This is a genomic window from Streptomyces jumonjinensis (assembly GCF_009600885.1).
Lineage (GTDB): Bacteria > Actinomycetota > Actinomycetes > Streptomycetales > Streptomycetaceae > Streptomyces > Streptomyces jumonjinensis.
In genome coordinates this window covers 22,421-37,772 of sequence record NZ_VCLA01000117.1, presented here as the reverse complement: position 1 = coordinate 37,772, position 15,352 = coordinate 22,421, and the positions used below count along the sequence as shown (strand labels likewise).

At 69.6% G+C, this 15,352-nt stretch carries 14 protein-coding genes; 6 read left to right on the top strand and 8 right to left on the bottom strand.

Annotated features, from left to right (window positions below):
- Positions 1 to 33: 33 nt before the first annotated feature.
- On the bottom strand, positions 34 to 1,257 hold the full coding sequence (gene fxlM / locus FF041_RS13515; RefSeq protein ID WP_153523063.1) for a methyltransferase, FxLD system: 1,224 nt from the start codon (positions 1,255 to 1,257) through the stop codon (positions 34 to 36).
- Between the two features lie 263 nt (positions 1,258 to 1,520).
- Positions 1,521 to 2,114 carry an ATP-binding protein gene (locus FF041_RS13510; RefSeq protein ID WP_323391833.1) on the bottom strand — a complete coding sequence of 198 codons (594 nt, stop codon included), beginning with the start codon at positions 2,112 to 2,114 and terminating at the stop codon, positions 1,521 to 1,523.
- 184 nt (positions 2,115 to 2,298) lie between these two features.
- Here FF041_RS13510 and FF041_RS13505 point away from each other — a divergent pair, with 184 nt between their 5' ends.
- The 6 genes from FF041_RS13505 to FF041_RS13475 all read left to right on the top strand — a co-directional run bounded on the left by FF041_RS13505 (position 2,299) and on the right by FF041_RS13475 (position 10,574).
- The gene (locus tag FF041_RS13505) at positions 2,299 to 3,789 is read left to right on the top strand and encodes a helix-turn-helix domain-containing protein (RefSeq protein ID WP_153523062.1); all 1,491 of its coding nucleotides are present in this window, start codon (positions 2,299 to 2,301) and stop codon (positions 3,787 to 3,789) included.
- On the top strand, positions 3,786 to 4,490 hold the full coding sequence (locus FF041_RS13500; protein WP_153523061.1) for an HAD family hydrolase: 705 nt from the start codon (positions 3,786 to 3,788) through the stop codon (positions 4,488 to 4,490). The genes FF041_RS13505 and FF041_RS13500 overlap by 4 nt, the downstream gene beginning before the upstream one ends.
- Positions 4,491 to 5,002: 512 nt before the next feature.
- Positions 5,003 to 6,436 (top strand): tyrosine-type recombinase/integrase, encoded by a 1,434-nt coding sequence (locus FF041_RS13490; protein WP_153523060.1) that lies wholly within the window; start codon positions 5,003 to 5,005, stop codon positions 6,434 to 6,436.
- Positions 6,437 to 6,666: 230 nt separating this feature from the next.
- Complete coding sequence (locus tag FF041_RS13485; RefSeq protein WP_153523059.1) at positions 6,667 to 7,482, top strand: hypothetical protein; 816 nt, start codon at positions 6,667 to 6,669, stop codon at positions 7,480 to 7,482.
- Between the two features lie 254 nt (positions 7,483 to 7,736).
- Entirely contained in the window at positions 7,737 to 9,011 is a 1,275-nt protein-coding gene (locus FF041_RS13480; RefSeq protein WP_153523058.1) for an MFS transporter, read from the top strand.
- A gap of 114 nt (positions 9,012 to 9,125) precedes the next feature.
- Positions 9,126 to 10,574 (top strand): MFS transporter, encoded by a 1,449-nt coding sequence (locus FF041_RS13475; RefSeq protein ID WP_153523057.1) that lies wholly within the window; start codon positions 9,126 to 9,128, stop codon positions 10,572 to 10,574.
- A 208-nt stretch (positions 10,575 to 10,782) separates the two neighbouring features.
- Here the strand turns inward: FF041_RS13475 and FF041_RS37825 are convergent, their stop codons facing one another.
- From FF041_RS37825 to FF041_RS13445, 6 genes are all read right to left on the bottom strand, one after another.
- A complete protein-coding gene (locus FF041_RS37825; RefSeq protein ID WP_228388186.1) occupies positions 10,783 to 11,691 on the bottom strand; it encodes a phosphatase PAP2 family protein in 909 nt (302 codons plus the stop codon).
- Positions 11,692 to 11,786: 95 nt separating this feature from the next.
- On the bottom strand, positions 11,787 to 12,746 hold the full coding sequence (locus FF041_RS13465; RefSeq protein ID WP_153523056.1) for a hypothetical protein: 960 nt from the start codon (positions 12,744 to 12,746) through the stop codon (positions 11,787 to 11,789).
- Positions 12,743 to 13,084 (bottom strand): PadR family transcriptional regulator, encoded by a 342-nt coding sequence (locus FF041_RS13460; protein ID WP_153523055.1) that lies wholly within the window; start codon positions 13,082 to 13,084, stop codon positions 12,743 to 12,745. The genes FF041_RS13465 and FF041_RS13460 overlap by 4 nt, the downstream gene beginning before the upstream one ends.
- A gap of 153 nt (positions 13,085 to 13,237) precedes the next feature.
- Positions 13,238 to 13,564 (bottom strand): WYL domain-containing protein, encoded by a 327-nt coding sequence (locus FF041_RS13455; protein WP_153523095.1) that lies wholly within the window; start codon positions 13,562 to 13,564, stop codon positions 13,238 to 13,240.
- Positions 13,565 to 13,598: 34 nt separating this feature from the next.
- Complete coding sequence (locus FF041_RS13450; RefSeq protein WP_153523054.1) at positions 13,599 to 14,447, bottom strand: ABC transporter permease; 849 nt, start codon at positions 14,445 to 14,447, stop codon at positions 13,599 to 13,601.
- On the bottom strand, positions 14,444 to 15,349 hold the full coding sequence (locus FF041_RS13445) for an ABC transporter ATP-binding protein (RefSeq protein ID WP_407698151.1): 906 nt from the start codon (positions 15,347 to 15,349) through the stop codon (positions 14,444 to 14,446). Before FF041_RS13445 ends, FF041_RS13450 begins: the two co-directional genes overlap by 4 nt.
- Positions 15,350 to 15,352: the final 3 nt, after the last annotated feature.

Here is a 15,352-nt window from a genome sequence, read left to right as displayed (position 1 = left end):
CTGGAATGGTGCGGGACGACCTGGTCTCCGCGGCTATGCCGGGGGCCAGGCGAGTGAGATCCGGCTGTGCACCTTGTCGATGACCCGGTCGGCCGGGATCTGCTCGTCGGGGGTGCCGGCCGGATGGACGCGGATGACCGGGTTGGGGCCGCCGCGCCGGTCGCGGGCCCAGTCACGGACGTGGTCCGCGACGATCTTGGCGAAGCCGGAGGCCGTGGGGCCGAGGGCGTGGACGCCGTACTCGACGCCCTTGTCGTCCTCAGTCCGGCGGACGGTGAGATAGGCGAAGTCGGCGCCGTCTACGGCCGCCAGGGAGAAGGACTTGTTCGAGGGGGCGACGATGCCGGTGTCCAAGTCAGGGTCGACCGTCATCACGCAGAAGCCGGGCAGTGTGATCGCCAGGTGCATCTGGAGGGTGTCGACGAGTTCGCCGCGACCGACCTCGACCCCGGTCCACAGCTCCACCCGGGGCGTGGTGACAGCGTTGTCGAGCAGGCTCGGGTCAGCGGGCAGACCGTCGTCGAACCGCAGCCCGATCTCCGGTGTCCCGGCGACGAGCAGCAGTTCCTCCTGGTGCGCGGTCGAGCCCTGCATGGGGACGAAGCCGCAGACGAACGCGGACTCGCTCTCCAGGTGACCGCCGACGCGGACGAAGGCCACGGACCGGGTCAGCCCTCGCATCCGCAGCGGTACCACCAGACGCCCGCCGGAGGTGAGCCGCTCGGTCCACGCGGGCGGGATGTCCCACGCACCGGCGGTCACCATGACGAGATCGAACGCGCCGAGGTCGTCCAGGGGTTCCGCCGCGTCGACGCAGACCACGCGGACCCGGCCATAGCCGTGCTCGTCGAGCAGCCTGCGGGCCCGGTCCGTGACGGTGGAGTCGATGTCCACGGTGACCACGTCACCGGCTTCCCCGACCAACTCGGCGAGGTAGGCCGCGTTCAGACCTCCCGAGCCGATCTCCAGCACCCTCATTCCGGGGCGGACCCGGGCCTGCTCCAGCATCATCGCCTGGATTTGTGGCGCGGATACCGAGCTGAGCTGGACGCCGTGCGCGTCCGTCTTGGTGATGACGGCCGCGTACGGGGCGTACGCCTTCTCCAGGGTCGCTTCGGGGGCGAACGCGTGCCGGGGGACCTTCCGCATCACGGCCTCGACCTCCGGGGAGGAGATCGCGCCGTCCGCGACCAACCGGTCCACGACCTCGTTGCGGAGCCGTGCGGCCTCGTCGGAGTCGACCGTCGTGTGGGTCATGAGGAGTGTCCTTCGTTCGTACTGTTCGGGGCGGGAAGACCGCCCGGCGGGGCGCCGTCGGTGCCACCACGCCGGGACGCTATCGGCGGCCGTCGGCCTTCCCCGGAAAACGACAGGGGCTGGCCGGAATGCGCTGCGTCGGGTCGTGCGGTCTCCTGTGGGTCACGAGGTCTTCCCATCGCCGCAGGGGACGACAGCTGCCTCGGGAGCCGGACGGCAGGATGTCCGAAACCTGCTGCGGAGGGATTGGCCCGATAGCGGCGTCAATCAGCGGGCATCGCCTCCTTGGTGGATTCGCCTTCAGGAGTCAGAAGCGAGCACCACACCCAAGTGCGGTCATCCGACAGTCCCCAGGAATCGGCGAACGCATCGACCAGCAGCAGACCCCTACCGGTCTGGGCGAGATCTTCGTCCAGCGCTTCGAGCCAGCCTCCGTCGATCTCGATCCGTGAGCCACTGCCGACCCTGAGCCAGAAGCGGCTGGCCGTGCACCACAGGCACACCTCGACCGGGCCACGTCCATGCTCGAAGGCGTTGGTGACCAGTTCGGTGACCAGGAGGTCGGCAGTTCCGACAAGACGGTCAGCTCCCCAGAGCCGCAGATGCGCTCGTTCGATTCGCCGGACCTCTCCGGGGCGCGACCGGTCCTCATCGGTGAGGGGGCGGCCTGGAGCCGTGGTCCGGTCGTAGTCGACCGCGAAGCCCTGCGTTTTCGGGTTCCGGAGGTTCCAGCACCTCACCCCTCGTCCGAGTGAGCACACCAACGCGGCCGGCTTCGTGAGGACGGACGACTGTGAAGCCTGTTCGTCGGTCAGCAGGGCGACGCGCTTCGAGCGCTGAGCCGTACGTGTGGTCACTGTCCCCCCTCGGACTCGGTATCGCGGTGCTTCCGGACGGCGCGTTCGGTGCGCCGTGGGAGGAGTCTTGAGGTCGCCCGGGTTCAAAGGGACCGCTGGAGCGATATCGCTCCAGCGATATCGACCTACGCCTAGCCTGGTGCCGTCGGTTGGCCGCGGTGAGGCAGTGCAGGAAGGACCGCTCATGAAGTCGTCGTTTCGTGTGTGCGGCAAGTGCGGTCACGGGCTGAGCCAGTACAACCCCGACCCTCTGTGCGCTCCTTGCTCCCGGGGCGGCGACATCGCGCATATTCCCGACCGGGCATGGCGTGATGAACAGGTCTGCAGGGCCCTGTCCGCCTGGGACTTCGGCGAGTTACTACGGCTGCTGCGCAGGCGGTCCGGCCTCTCTCAGATGGCCGTCCGCTCGCTGACGGGCCTCACCCAGTCGTTCATCTCCGACCTGGAACGCGGCCGGAAACACCTGGGAGGAGGCGAGGCCATCATCGACTTCCTCAACGGCCTCGGGCTTCCCGCGGACCTTCGTCCCCTGCTGTTGACCCCGTTCGGTGAACCGGACCGGGGGGCGTCGAACGGGCCTCTCGACCCCGCTCTGCCGTGGAACACGGACCGTATGGTGACCTCACTTGAGTTCGCTGTCGGAGGTGTCATGAAACGCCGTGGGGTGCTGGCTCTCAGCGGGGCCAGCCTGACGCACTACATGCTGCAATCCACCATCGCGGCCCCTGAGGCCATGGCCTCGATGTCTCCGAACGGCACCAGAGTCACCATCCCGCTGATTACCTCTCTGGAGGCGACGACCGACGCTCTCCGGCACATGGACGCCAGTAGCGGCAGCGGCAGTCTGGCGGCGACGTCGGTGGGACACCTGAAGATCCTCGTCAGGCTGCTGAAGCACGGTTCGTACGACGAGGCCCGGGGACGCCGGCTGGCGGCGGCGACCGCAGACGCGGCAACTCAGGCCGGCTGGTACATGTTCGATGGCGGCAACCACGCGAAGGCACAGAGGCTGTTCCTCGCCGCGCTGCGAGCCGCACACTCCTCCGGAGACTCCCGCCTTACCGCAGCGGCCCTCTCCTTCCTGGCCATCCATGGGTACTCCGTCGGAGATCCACGGGACGCGGTCACCGCCGCCAGGACCGCGCGGCTGAGTATCAGCGACCGCGACGCTCCGGCCCTCCAGGCGATGCTTCTGACCCGACAGGCCCGAGGCCACGCACGGCTGCGCGAGGAGTCAGCCGCCCGAGCGGCCCTTGAGGAAGCCAGGGTGCTGTGTGCACAGGGCCGTGGGGAAGACGATCCGGACTGGCTGTACTGGATCAAGCCGGGCGAGATCCTCGGTCAGACGGCAAGCTGCCTTCTCGATCTCGGTCGGCCCGCCGAAGCGGCGGAGTCGTTCGACGCCGCTCGTCATGAGTTGCGCCAGGAGGAGATCCGTACGACTGCCCAGTTCCTCTCCCGAGCGGCGACCGCTCACATGCAGACGAAGAACCCCGACGCCGGATGGGGTATCGCCCAGGATGTCCTCAGCCTGGTGGACGGTGTGCACTCCGCTCGCCTGGACGATCACCTCCGCTCCATGCTCGGGGAGGTCCGGCGGTTCGAGGACTCCCCTGCGGCGCGCGACCTCCTGGAACGCGGCGAATCCGTCATGAAGGGGCGTGCGGCGGCATGATCCTGGTCCTGTGGGACATCGACCGGACTCTTCTCTACGTCGGCGATGTCGACCGGCTCGTCTACCGCACCGTCTTCGAGAAGGTGGTCGGCCGCGCCCCGGAGCGGCTTCCGGCAAAGGGTACGGGCGTCACCATGCCGGTCGCGGTGAAGGAACTCCTCACCGTGAACGGTGTCCCCGCAGAGCAGGTGGACGCATTCGCCCAGCGGATCATCGGTCTCATGCCCGGGGAGTTGGAGTGGCACCGAGAAAGAATGCTGACAGATGGGCTGCTGCTCCCCGGTGCGGTCGATTCGCTCACCGCGGTACGGAAGTCTCCCCATCTTCTGCCGACCGTCGTCACCGGAAATCTTCAGGCCAGCGCGGAAATCAAACTCTCGACATTCGACCTGATCGACCTTGTCGATCCGGCGGTCGGCGGGTACGCATCGGACGATCCTCATCGCCCGGCCCTGGTGAGCGTTGCACAGCAGCGGGCCGGGGCCGTGTACGGCCGCAGCTTCGACCGGAGCAACACCGTCATCGTCGGGGACTCTCTGGAGGACGTCCGCACGGGACGTGAAGGCGGAGCCCGGGTGATCGGCGTCTCCTCCGGGACCACCTCGGCAGCCGATCTGGCCGACGCAGGCGCGGATCATGTGATCACCGACCTCACCGACCCTTCGCAGCTTCTGCGGCTGATCGGAACTGAGGTCACGTAGAAGGGGCGCATACCGGGGAGCTACCGAAGGACCCTCTATCACCGGCGGCCCGGCTCATCCAAGCCTCTCTTTCTCCGGACCATCCTCCTGTCACCTCAAGGCCGGACGACAGGAACACAGCCATGCCTCAGACAACCCCACAGCACGAAACGGCCTTCTTGAGCCTCCCTCAGGCAGCCACATATCTGGGGCTCTACCCGAACACCCTGTATGTCTGGCGTCACCGTCGCCAGGGCCGCCGAGCTTCCGCATGGGCCGTCGCGTCATGTATCGGATCACAGTGCTTGACGAGTGGGTGCGCGCTCAAGAGCTGTCCGATTCACGGTCGAATCCCTCCCTTGACCCGCTTCTCCAGAAGCCTCAGGCCCGCACACGCAGGGTCGCATAGCGCAACTCCCCCTCGAAAAATCCTTCAAAGAAATCTCCGGATACGGGATAAGGACCGGCTCCGGCCAGCGTTCTCAACACCCACTCGGAAGGAATCACCGCACCACAAAGGGAGCACCAAGCGCATGGCCGGTTACGTAGAGGACCGATGGCTGAAGAAGCGGCCAAACAAGGAGACCGGCAAGCGCGAGCGCACCGCCCTGTACGGCACGGGTATGCGGTACCGCGTCAAGGGGATACCTGGCGTCCAGGACCGCTCGTTCACCACCAGCGAGGACGCCAAGAAGTGGCTGGCGACCGCCACGACCGACTCCCGCCGGGGCGAGTTCATCGACCCCCGCGACGGCGCGATCTCGGTCGGCGACTACATCGTGGAGCACTGGTGGCCGGGACGGACCGATGAGCCCTCGACCGCCGGCCCCATGGCCAGCCGGATCAACAACCACCTCATCCCGCTGCTCGGCGACGTGGCGCTGCGGGACATCGACGCGTCCACCCTGCGCACCTTCAAGGCGATCCTGCTGACGCGGGTCGAGGACTCGACCGCAGAGGTGATCTGGGGACACCTCTCGTCCATCCTCAACAGCGCCGTGGACGACCAGCGGCTGCTGCGGAACCCGCTCAAGGTCCACAAGAGCGTCAAGGCCCCACGCGCCAAGGAGAAGAAGGCCAAGGCGTGGGCCCGTACAACCGTCGACGCAGTCCGGGAACACCTTCAGGAGCGCTACCGGTTCGCCGTGGATCTGGGCCTCGGGCTCGGTCTGCGCCAGGGCGAGGCGTTCGGCCTGGCCGAGGAGGACTTCGACTTCACGAACATGGTCGTGCGCATCCGGCGTCAGCTCCGGTGGGACACAAAAGGGCGTCCGTACTTTTGTCTGCCGAAGGGCGGCAAGACACGAGAGGTACCCCTCTCCCCCAAACTGGCGGCTCGCGCCCGCGCGCACTTCCACCAGTTCCCCTCGACGGCGTGCACCCTCCCCTGGCGGAACCCGGAGCCGCCGACCAACGCTCTGGAGGAGCGACAGCGGCGCCCGATCACCGTGCAGCTCGTCCTCACGACCTCCCACGGGAACCGGATCTACTACAAGACCTGGAACGAGCGGAGCTGGCGGCCCGCCCTCGCGGCCGTCGGACTGCTCACCGTAACCGGGGAGAAGGTCCAGCAGTACGGCGGCCGAGTCCGCCGCTACCCGGTCTACGCGTCGTCGCGGTCGGACATGTTCCACGTCCTGCGGCACACCTACGCCAGCGTGCAGCTGGAGGCCGGCGAGTCCGTGGTGAGCCTCGCGGCCTGGCTCGGGCACTCCTCCCCCAAGATCACGCTCGACCACTACGCTCACTTCATGCCCGGAGCCGGGCGTCGCGGTCTGGCCGCCATGGACTCCTGGCTCGCCGACGCCGGGCGCAAAGTCCCTGAGAAGTCCCTGGCGGCCGGACGGGCCTCTGGTCTCAGCCTGAAACCACAGCTCAGGACCATGATCAGCATGGCGGACGCCGTGAAGGTGAAGTACAAGGAGACGGCCCGGGGCGGGCTCGCGGTGAACATCATCGAGTGCTGAGCCCTCACTCTCCCAGGCGGCCCTGACCAGCGCTTCTCTATCCTCCGGCGCGGTCGGGGCCTTTCCTGTCCGTACGGCTGAACGTCCCGGACCCTCGCCCACCGGCACCACCCCTCCCCAGAGAACTCCCGCATCTGGATACCCCTGGGGGGTATGTTGTTCTGGCGGATGTCCGACGGACAAACGCCAGACACGCATCGCTCAGCACGCAGCAGACGGGTGGAGAAACGATGAAGAGGACCTCCGGCCACGACATGACCGACCACAGCGGGCACGGCGGAGCCCGTCCGGGTGGGCTGTCGGTCTCCGAGGGCGGGTACACCCTGGAGTTCGACTCGACGATCCTTTCCGCCGGGGCGCAGACGGTCACCCTCCGGGTGACCGGTCCCGATGGGCGGCCGGTGACCGGGTTCACGCCCGAGCACGGGAAGAAGCTGCACCTCATCGGCGTCCGGCGCGACACGACCGGTTTCCAGCATGTGCACCCGGTGATGGACGAGAAGGGCACCTGGAGTGTCGAGGTGACCCTGACACCGGGGGACTGGAGGTTCTTCGCCGACATCCACCCGGCAGGCCACGACGGAACCATGACGCTGGGGATCGACGCCTCGGTCGCCGGACCGTACGACCCGCAGCCGCTTCCCGGGGACACCCGCACCGCTCACGTCGGCGGGTACACCGTCACCCTCGACGGTGAACTCGTGCCCGGCGAGATGGGCGAACTGACGCTCACCGTCAGCCGGAACGGGGAGCCTGTCACCGACCTGGAGCCCTACCTGGAGGCGTACGGGCACCTGGTGGCGCTGCGCGTCGGCGACCTGGGGTACCTCCATGTCCACCCGGAGGGTGAGCCCGGTGACGGCGCCACCGAGCCGGGGCCCGGGATCACCTTCCTGGCCGCCGCGCCATCGGGCGGCACGTACCGCCTCTACCTGGACTTCCAGCACAACGACACGGTCCGGACCGCCGAGTTCACAGTACGGGCGTCCCAGGCCGCGCCCGAGCACACGGGCCACCACCACGGCCACCACGCGCACCACCACTGACCGTGGCAGAACCCAGGGGCGCTCGACCCGTCGAGCGCCCCGCCGACCCCGACCCCCGCCCGCCCTGGAAGGACCGTCATGCCCCGTCCGACACCCACCATCCCGGTCCAGCAGGGCTGCGGGCCCTGTCCCTGTCCGCCGGCCTCACCCCTGAGGGCGGCACCGCCGCACAGCGACACCCGGGCCTCCCTCCGCGAGGCCCGGTCTCCCGCCCGAGGGCGGGCCCCGCCGCACGGACATGGAAGGAACCCGCCATGCGCCTCTTCGCCAACCGCAACTACCGCCTCCTGTTCAGCGCCCAGATCATCGCCCTGTTCGGCACCGGGCTGACCACAGTGGCCCTCGGGCTGCTCGCCTACGACCTCGCCGGCCCGCGCGCCGGCGCCGTCCTCGGCACCGCGCTGACCATCAAGATGGTCATGTACGTGGTCATCGCCCCCCTCACCGCCGCGTACGTCGACCGCTTCCCCCGAAGAACCTTCCTGGTCCTCCTCGACGTGGTGCGCGCCGCGGTGGTCCTGGCACTGCCGCTCGTCACCGAGGTCTGGCACATCTACCTGCTGATCGGCCTGCTCCAAGCCGCGTCCGCGGCGTTCACCCCGACGTTCCAGGCCGTCATTCCCGACATCGTCACCGACGGGTCCGACTACACGCGTGCCCTTTCCGCCTCTCAGGTCGCCTCCACCATGGAGAGCCTGCTCAGCCCCGTACTGGCGGCGGTCGCCCTGGCGTTCATGAGCTTCGACCGGCTGTTCCTGGGCACCTCCGCCGGATTCCTCCTCTCCGGCCTGCTGGTCCTGGCGGCCCGTGTCCCCGACGCCCGCCCCAGTGCGCACACCCGGGCCTGGGACAAGGTGGCGGCGGGGATCAGGACCTTCCTCAGGACACCGCGGCTGCGCGGCGTCCTGGCGCTCAACCTCGTGGTCGCGGCGGCAGGGTCGATCGTCGTCGTCAACACCGTCAACCATGTCCGCGACGGGCTCGGCGGCTCGCAGTCGGATGTGGCGTGGATGCTCGCCGCCTCCGGTGGCGGAACCCTCCTGGCCGCCCTCGCGCTGCCCCGCGCACTCGACCGGATCGCCGCCCGCACCGTCATGGTGACCGGTGCCGGGGTCCTCGTCGGCGGTACGGTCGCCGCCGCGGCCCTCGCCGCCACCGGCGTGACCACCTGGACCGGTACGGCGATCGTCTGGACCGTGATCGGCGTCGGCATGGCGCTGATCATCACACCGACCGGCAAGGTCCTGCGCGCCTCCGTCGAGCCGAACGCCATCCCCGAGACCTTCGCGGCCCAGTTCTCCCTGTCGCACCTGGCCTGGCTGATCACCTACCCCATCGCGGGATGGATCGGTACGGACGTCGGCCTCACCCTCGCCTGGACCGTCCTCGCGGCCCTCGCCGGGGCGGGCGCCATCGGCGTCCTCCTCCTCTGGCCACGCCACGACGGACGGCGAGCCGTGACCGCGCCCCCGACGCCCGGCCCGACCGCAACCCGGACGGACAGGTCCACTTTGTCCAAAGTCGCGTAGACCGCGCCGATTTGAACCGCACTCCCGACACAGGGACGGGGCAGCGTGAAATACCGGAGGGGGGTATATTGCTGAGCCGAGGGAAGATACCCCCCTCCGGTATAGGAGATAGCCATGTCCACCCCAGCCACCCCGCCAAATCCGCGCCGCTGGACGGCGCTTGTCCTCATAGCCCTGGCCCAGTTCACGGTCATCATGGACACGTCCATCATCGGCGTGGCTCTCCCCAAGATGCAGGTCGACCTGGGCTTCTCCCCGGAGGGGCTGTCCTGGGTCTTCAACGCCTATGTCATCGCCTTCGGCGGACTGCTCCTCCTCGGCGGGCGGCTGTCCGATCTGTTCGGCGCCAAGACGATCTTCACCGCCGGCTGGGCCGTGATGGCCGGGGGATCCCTGGTCGCCGGCCTCGCGTCCGAGGTCTGGGTCGAACTGACCGGCCGTGCCCTCCAGGGTGTCGGAGCCGCGCTGATCGCCCCGTCCGCCCTGACCCTGCTGATGATGCTCTTCGGCTCCCGCCCCAAGGAACTGACCAAGGCGCTGGCCCTGTACGGCGCGGCGGCCCCGGCGGGCGGCACCGCCGGAGTCTTCCTCGGCGGTGTCATCACCGAGTACGCCAGCTGGCCCTGGGTGTTCTACATCAACATCCCGATCGCGCTGGTCGTGCTGGCCTTCACCCCGGGCGTCATGCCCTCGGCCCCGATCCGCCGCGGCTCCGTCGACCTCGCGGGAGCGGCCACCGTCACGCTGGGACTGGCCGTCGCCGTCTACGCCATCGTCCGCGCTCCCGAAACCGGTTGGGGCTCGGCCGAGACCTGGCTCGTGCTGCTGGCTGGCGTGGCCCTGATCGCCGCGTTCGTCACCATCCAGTCCAAGCGCCGCGAGCCGCTGATGCGGCTGGGCATCTGGCGGGCCCCCAACCTGGCCGGAGCGAACATCGCCCAGCTGCTGATGGCCGCCGCGTGGATCCCGATGTGGTTCTTCCTCAACCTCTACCTCCAGCAGGTCCTGGGGCTGGGCGCCTTCGCCTCCGGCGCGGCCCTGCTGCCCATGACGGTCGCCATCATGATCATGATGATCGTCCTGGCGCCCCGTCTGATGGCCCGCTTCGGGACCAAGCCGCTGATCGTCACCGGTCTGCTGGCCCTCGCGGCAGGCATGCTGTGGCTGTCCTTCGCCCGGCCGGACGGCACCTTCTGGGTCGACGTCCTGCCCGCCTCCCTGCTGGCCGCGGCCGGTATGTCGCTGGCGTTCATCCCGTCCCTCGGCACCGCGCTGTCCAGCGCCCGCCCCGAGGAGGGCGGCTTGGCCTCCGGCATCGTCAACACCAGCTACCAGGTGGGATCCGCCCTCGGACTGGCCGCGATGACCGCGGTCTCCGCGGCCTACGGAGCAACCGAACTCGGCAATCCCGACGCCCTCACCGACGGCTTCTCCGCCGCCTTCCTCGGCGCGGCGGCCCTCGCCGCCGTCGGCGCCCTCGCGTCACTGCTCACCCTGCGCACCGCCCCCGCACCGGACGCCCCGCGCGACGGGGAACGGCCCGCCAAGGCGAACGCGGCCTGAACCCACCGCCGCATCGCGCGCACGCACCGCCCGCGTCGCCCGACAGGGGCCCCTTCCCCTGCCGGGCGACGCGGGCTGACGGCCATGGACTTCTGGCTCGCGGGCGATCAGCACAAAGTCCCTGAGAGGTCCCCCGGCGGCTGGACGGTGGCGTCGGACCGCCGCTTTGCCAGGATGCGCCGGTTCCCGCCCGGAGCCGGCCGGGTGGTCAGCCCAGTGCGGGGCGTGTGCGGCGTGCGGTGTGTGCTGGCCCCTGCGCTGTGGTGAACCAGAACAGGGCCGCGCACAGGAAGGCCGCCGCCGCGAAGACCAGCGATTGTGTGAGGGAGTCGGTCCGCGCGCCGGCGACGAGCGCGCCGGCCGCTGACAGCGTCAGGGCGACCGCCGGCAGCGCACGAGGGTGCCGTGTGAGGTCCGGTGCGTCGGCCGGCGGCAGAAATCGGATCGCGAGGCTGTAGCAGGCGCAGGCCAGCAGTGCGGAGCCCAGTACGTCGCTGGGCCGGTGGTGGTAGGTGGCCTGGACGGCGGCGGCGGTGACGGCGAGCCACAGCATGCCGGCCGCGAGGACGTAGGGGCGGACGCGGGGGGAGGCGACGAGGGCGGCGCCGAGGGCCAGCGCGATGGGGACGGCCGCGTGTCCACTGGGGAAGCTCGGATCGAGGAGCGAGACATGCGCGTCCACCAGGTGGGGGCGGGGCAGGATCGTCCTGGTGAGTTCCTTGCTCGCGATCGTGGCAACGACGATCGCGGTCGCCGCGCACCCCTGCCACCAGCACCTCCGCGCCAGGGTGACGGCCGCGATGACCGCGATGCCCACAAGCAGGGTGGGCAGGGCGGTGTGGTTCAGGGGCGGCATGGCCGACGACTGGAAGGCCGTCCCCGACCAGTCGTAGATCCATGCCTGCATGGCGTCGCCTTCGCCGAACAGGGCGTTCTCCGCCCGTTGCCCGAACGGCGTGCAGACGGCGATCAGATAGACCGCCAGGAACCCCAGGAGGCACAGCGGAGCCGAGACCCGTAGCCGTGCCGTCCGCGGAGGGCCGGGTTCGATCGTGGTGCCAGGGGCCCGGCTGGGGTCCCGGTGCGTGGACAGGGTGGAGGAATCTTGCCGAGTCATTGCTTTCTCTGTCTTCGTGGGGCGCGGTGCGGTCACGCGCCGCTTGGGGCGCGAGGTGGGCCGGGAGGTCCGGTCGGCCCACCGGGGATCCGCTCCTATTCGAGGAGCGCCCGGCTCTGCCGGCGCTGGGCGGCGATCGCCAGGGCCGGGAGGGGGGCGACGAGGAGGACGAGGACGACCAGGTCCGGCAGGGACTGCATGAACCCGTTCGGCTGGATGACGATCGCCTGGGTGCGGATGAACGCGAACGCCGCGACGGGGATCAGCCACCGGTGGTCACCGGTGGCAGCCGTCGCTGCCCACGCGGCGATCAGCGCGGCGACTTCGAGGGCGAACATGCCGCGCTGGAAGGCCGGGCTGATGGCGATGATGTGCAGGGACCCGGCCATGAACATGGCGAACACAACGGGGACCAGCCAGCCGTACGAGCGGCGCCGCAGCCGCCCGGGACGACAGGCCGCCAACACGGCGCACGCGGTGCACAGCGCCCCGGACAGCACCAGGTCACGGGCGGTTATCGGGGCGCCGAGACCGTAGTAGCCCAGACCGGCCTTGCCCTCGTCGCCGAAGAGCGTACTGCTGTTGAACGCGGCACCGGCGTAGATCATCGCCGCTGCGGCCGGCAGGGCGATCCACGGCTTGCCGCGCAGCAGGGCGATCAGACAGACCAGCGGAAGCAGGCCGTAGGGCAGGAGCCGTGTCCGTGTGTCGGGGCCGTGCGCCCACGGGTACCAGCCGGAGAAGTCGAAGGCGATGGCATGCCCACCGGGATCGATGCGCAGCGCCCAGTGCCACACATCCTGGAGGTACGGCACCAGCGCCAGCGCGGCGAGGACGAGAGCGGTCAGATGGATGCCGTCCAGCCACCACGGCCGGGCCGTGTCGTCGACGACGGCACGGGCGCGGGCCTGCACCCCGGCACGCGCCACGGCGACGACCTCCCTCGGCGGGGGCCAGGAGCGGCCGGGATACGCCTCGGACAGGCAGGCCAGCAACTCCTCTCCCTGCCGGGAACGGTAGGGCTCGGGGTAGGCCGCGAGCAGCAGACGGTTCATGCCGGGGCCACCCCGGCATCCCGCGAGCGCCCGAGGACGACAGCCGCCGCCTGCCGCATCCGCAGCGCCTCCCGGCCGAGCGCCCCGGTGCCGTCCTCCGTGAGCCGGTAGTAGCGCCGCGCCCGCCCGTCCACGATCTCCTCGTCACCGGCGGCCACCAGCCCGGCCCGCTCCAACCGCTCCAGCGCGCCATAGAGAGTGCCGACAGCGATCCGGAGCCGCCCATCGGTGGCCTGCTCGGCGGCCTTGATGATGCCGTAGCCGTGCAACGGCCCGTCCATGAGCGCAGCAAGGATGAAGTACTGCGATTCCGTCAAGGACGGGTTCTGTCGTGTCATACGCCAAGCATATATCGAGCTACGATATATATCCGACGATCTTGGGCACCCACCGGCAGCGCCTCCACGCCCGCGGCGAGCGTCACCCTCCCCCGGCCGGCAGGCGCGACGGCGGTCCCCTCGACGTACCCGCGGGGAACCTCCTGTCCCGGATCACCCCTCGTAGCGGGTGGCCAGGGTTCGTGCCGTCTCGGCGATGCGGTCGCCGAGTTCGGCCGGTGCCATGACCTCGACGTCGGCGCCCAGCCGCAGGAACTCTCCGTGAGCGTGGTCGATCGGCTCGATGGGCACCCGGGCCTCCGCCCAACCGTCACCCATGTGTGTCACGCCGAGGCGGCGGGCGCCCTCCGGGGTGATCCGCACCAGGGCGTCTCCGGTGTGCAGTCGCGCTCGGAAGTCGGCCAGGTAGCCGTTCCAGTGCCCCCGATGCCGGTGATATCGGTACTCCAGGCGGGGTGTTGGGGCCGTCCCCGCCCGCATCGTGACGCGGCACCCGTTCAGATGCGGCACCCGTTCAACCGATGCGCTGAAGGGCCCTCTCCCGGCGCTCGGCCACCCTCGACCCCGACTCCCGGCGGGCCATCCGGCGGAGCACGATCGGCGCCAGGACCAGACCGAGCACGGTCCAGACGCCCAGTACCCCGATCATCTCGGCCTGCCGCCACGACTCGCCGATCTCCACGGCGACGGCGCTGTCCGGCAGCAGCGCCGACCGCATGCCCAGCCCCAGCCAGTAGACCGGGAAGAGCTGGGCGATCCACTGCGTCCACTCCGGAAGCGAGGTGATCGGGTAGAAGACGCCGGAGATCGCGATCACGCCGAGGACCGGCAACAGCAGCAGCCCCTGGGCGCGGGCGTTGGTGAACACCGAGCCCAGCACCGCGCCGATCGGCAGCGTCGCCACGAGTCCCAGCGCCAGCACCCAGGCCAGGGTCAGCCATGCCTCGGCGCTGCCGATCGTCAGCCCGGGGACGATCAGCAGACCGGGGATCAGGAAGATGGCGAGGTCCGCGATGAGTCCGCCGGACACCGAGACGATCTTGCCGACCAGATAGCCCGCCATCCCATGGGGCGTCGCCTTCGCCCGCAGCAGGGTGCCGTCCTCGCGTTCGGCCGTGAGCAGGTGACTCATGGCGATCATGGCCATCGCCGCGTTCATCCCCAGGACGCTGGGCAGCATCAGGGTGCCGAGCTCGAAGCCGCTGGACCCGAAGGACACATCCCGCATGAGGAAGGTGACGATCAGCATCAGCACGGGCCAGAAGAAGTGATTGAACAGATCGCCGCCGTTGGTGAAGGACTGCCGGAGCTCGATCAGACCCCGGGACCAGCCCGCGCGCAGCGCCGTCCCCAGGGGGCTCATCGGGCCGCCTCCGCCGGTTCGGCCGCCGTCGTCCGTACCAGGGAGAGATAGGTGTCCTCCAGCGAGGCCCGGCGGACCTCAAGATCGGCGATCGCCTCTCCATGCCGCTGGAACAGCTCGTGGACGAACCGGGTCGACTCAGGGGTGGACTTCACGAAGCGCTCTCCTCCCTGGGACCAGCGCACCTCGTCCTCGCCCGCTATCCGCTGGGCGAGCTCCCGCGCCGTGCCGTCGGCGACGATCCGCCCGCCGGTGAGTATCACGATCCGGTCCGCCAGCTTCTGCGCCTCGTGCAGATCGTGGGTGGTGAGCAGGATCGTGGTGTGCTGCTCACCGGCGAGCTGGTCCACCAGATCGTGGAACTCCCGCCGGGCCACCGGGTCGAGACCGGCCGTCGGCTCATCGAGGAAGAGCAGTTCGGGACGGCCGACGATGCCCACCGCCACATCGAGTCTGCGCCGCTGTCCGCCGGAGAGGGTTCTGACCCGGTGCTCCGCCTGGGCGGTCAGACCCACCGCGGCGATGAGCTCGCCGATGTCCCAGGGGCGCTCGATCTCCTCGGTGGAGTAGCAGGTGTAGTAGGCGCCGAGCTGCGCCAGTAACTCGCGCACCCGCCAGTTGCCGTGGTCGCGCCAGGACTGGAGGACCACGCCCACCCGGGCCCGCCAGCGCTCGTCGCCGTGCGCGGGGTCGGCGCCCAGCACCTCGACCCGGCCGGCCGACCGCGTACGGAAGCCCTCCAGTATTTCGAGTGCGGTGGTCTTGCCGGCGCCGTTCGGGCCCAGCAGACAGAGCACCTCCCCTTGGCGCACCTGAAGGTTCACATCGCGCAGGACTTCGTTGGTGCCGTAGCTCATACGCAGGCCCTCTACGTCGAGCACGACCTGCCCGCTCCTCATCATTGC

Excerpts from the sequence above, each read along its gene's own strand:
- fxlM (WP_153523063.1), bottom strand. The coding sequence starts at position 1,257 with ATGACCCACACGACGGTCGACTCCGACGAGGCCGCACGGCTCCGCAAC.
- FF041_RS13505 (WP_153523062.1), top strand. The coding sequence starts at position 2,299 with ATGAAGTCGTCGTTTCGTGTGTGCGGCAAGTGCGGTCACGGGCTGAGC.
- FF041_RS13500 (WP_153523061.1), top strand. The coding sequence starts at position 3,786 with ATGATCCTGGTCCTGTGGGACATCGACCGGACTCTTCTCTACGTCGGC.
- FF041_RS13490 (WP_153523060.1), top strand. The coding sequence starts at position 5,003 with ATGGCCGGTTACGTAGAGGACCGATGGCTGAAGAAGCGGCCAAACAAG.
- FF041_RS13485 (WP_153523059.1), top strand. The coding sequence starts at position 6,667 with ATGAAGAGGACCTCCGGCCACGACATGACCGACCACAGCGGGCACGGC.
- FF041_RS13480 (WP_153523058.1), top strand. The coding sequence starts at position 7,737 with ATGCGCCTCTTCGCCAACCGCAACTACCGCCTCCTGTTCAGCGCCCAG.
- FF041_RS13475 (WP_153523057.1), top strand. The coding sequence starts at position 9,126 with ATGTCCACCCCAGCCACCCCGCCAAATCCGCGCCGCTGGACGGCGCTT.
- FF041_RS37825 (WP_228388186.1), bottom strand. The coding sequence starts at position 11,691 with ATGACTCGGCAAGATTCCTCCACCCTGTCCACGCACCGGGACCCCAGC.
- FF041_RS13465 (WP_153523056.1), bottom strand. The coding sequence starts at position 12,746 with ATGAACCGTCTGCTGCTCGCGGCCTACCCCGAGCCCTACCGTTCCCGG.
- FF041_RS13460 (WP_153523055.1), bottom strand. The coding sequence starts at position 13,084 with ATGACACGACAGAACCCGTCCTTGACGGAATCGCAGTACTTCATCCTT.
- FF041_RS13455 (WP_153523095.1), bottom strand. The coding sequence starts at position 13,564 with ATGCGGGCGGGGACGGCCCCAACACCCCGCCTGGAGTACCGATATCAC.
- FF041_RS13450 (WP_153523054.1), bottom strand. The coding sequence starts at position 14,447 with ATGAGCCCCCTGGGGACGGCGCTGCGCGCGGGCTGGTCCCGGGGTCTG.
- FF041_RS13445 (WP_407698151.1), bottom strand. The coding sequence starts at position 15,349 with ATGATGAGGAGCGGGCAGGTCGTGCTCGACGTAGAGGGCCTGCGTATG.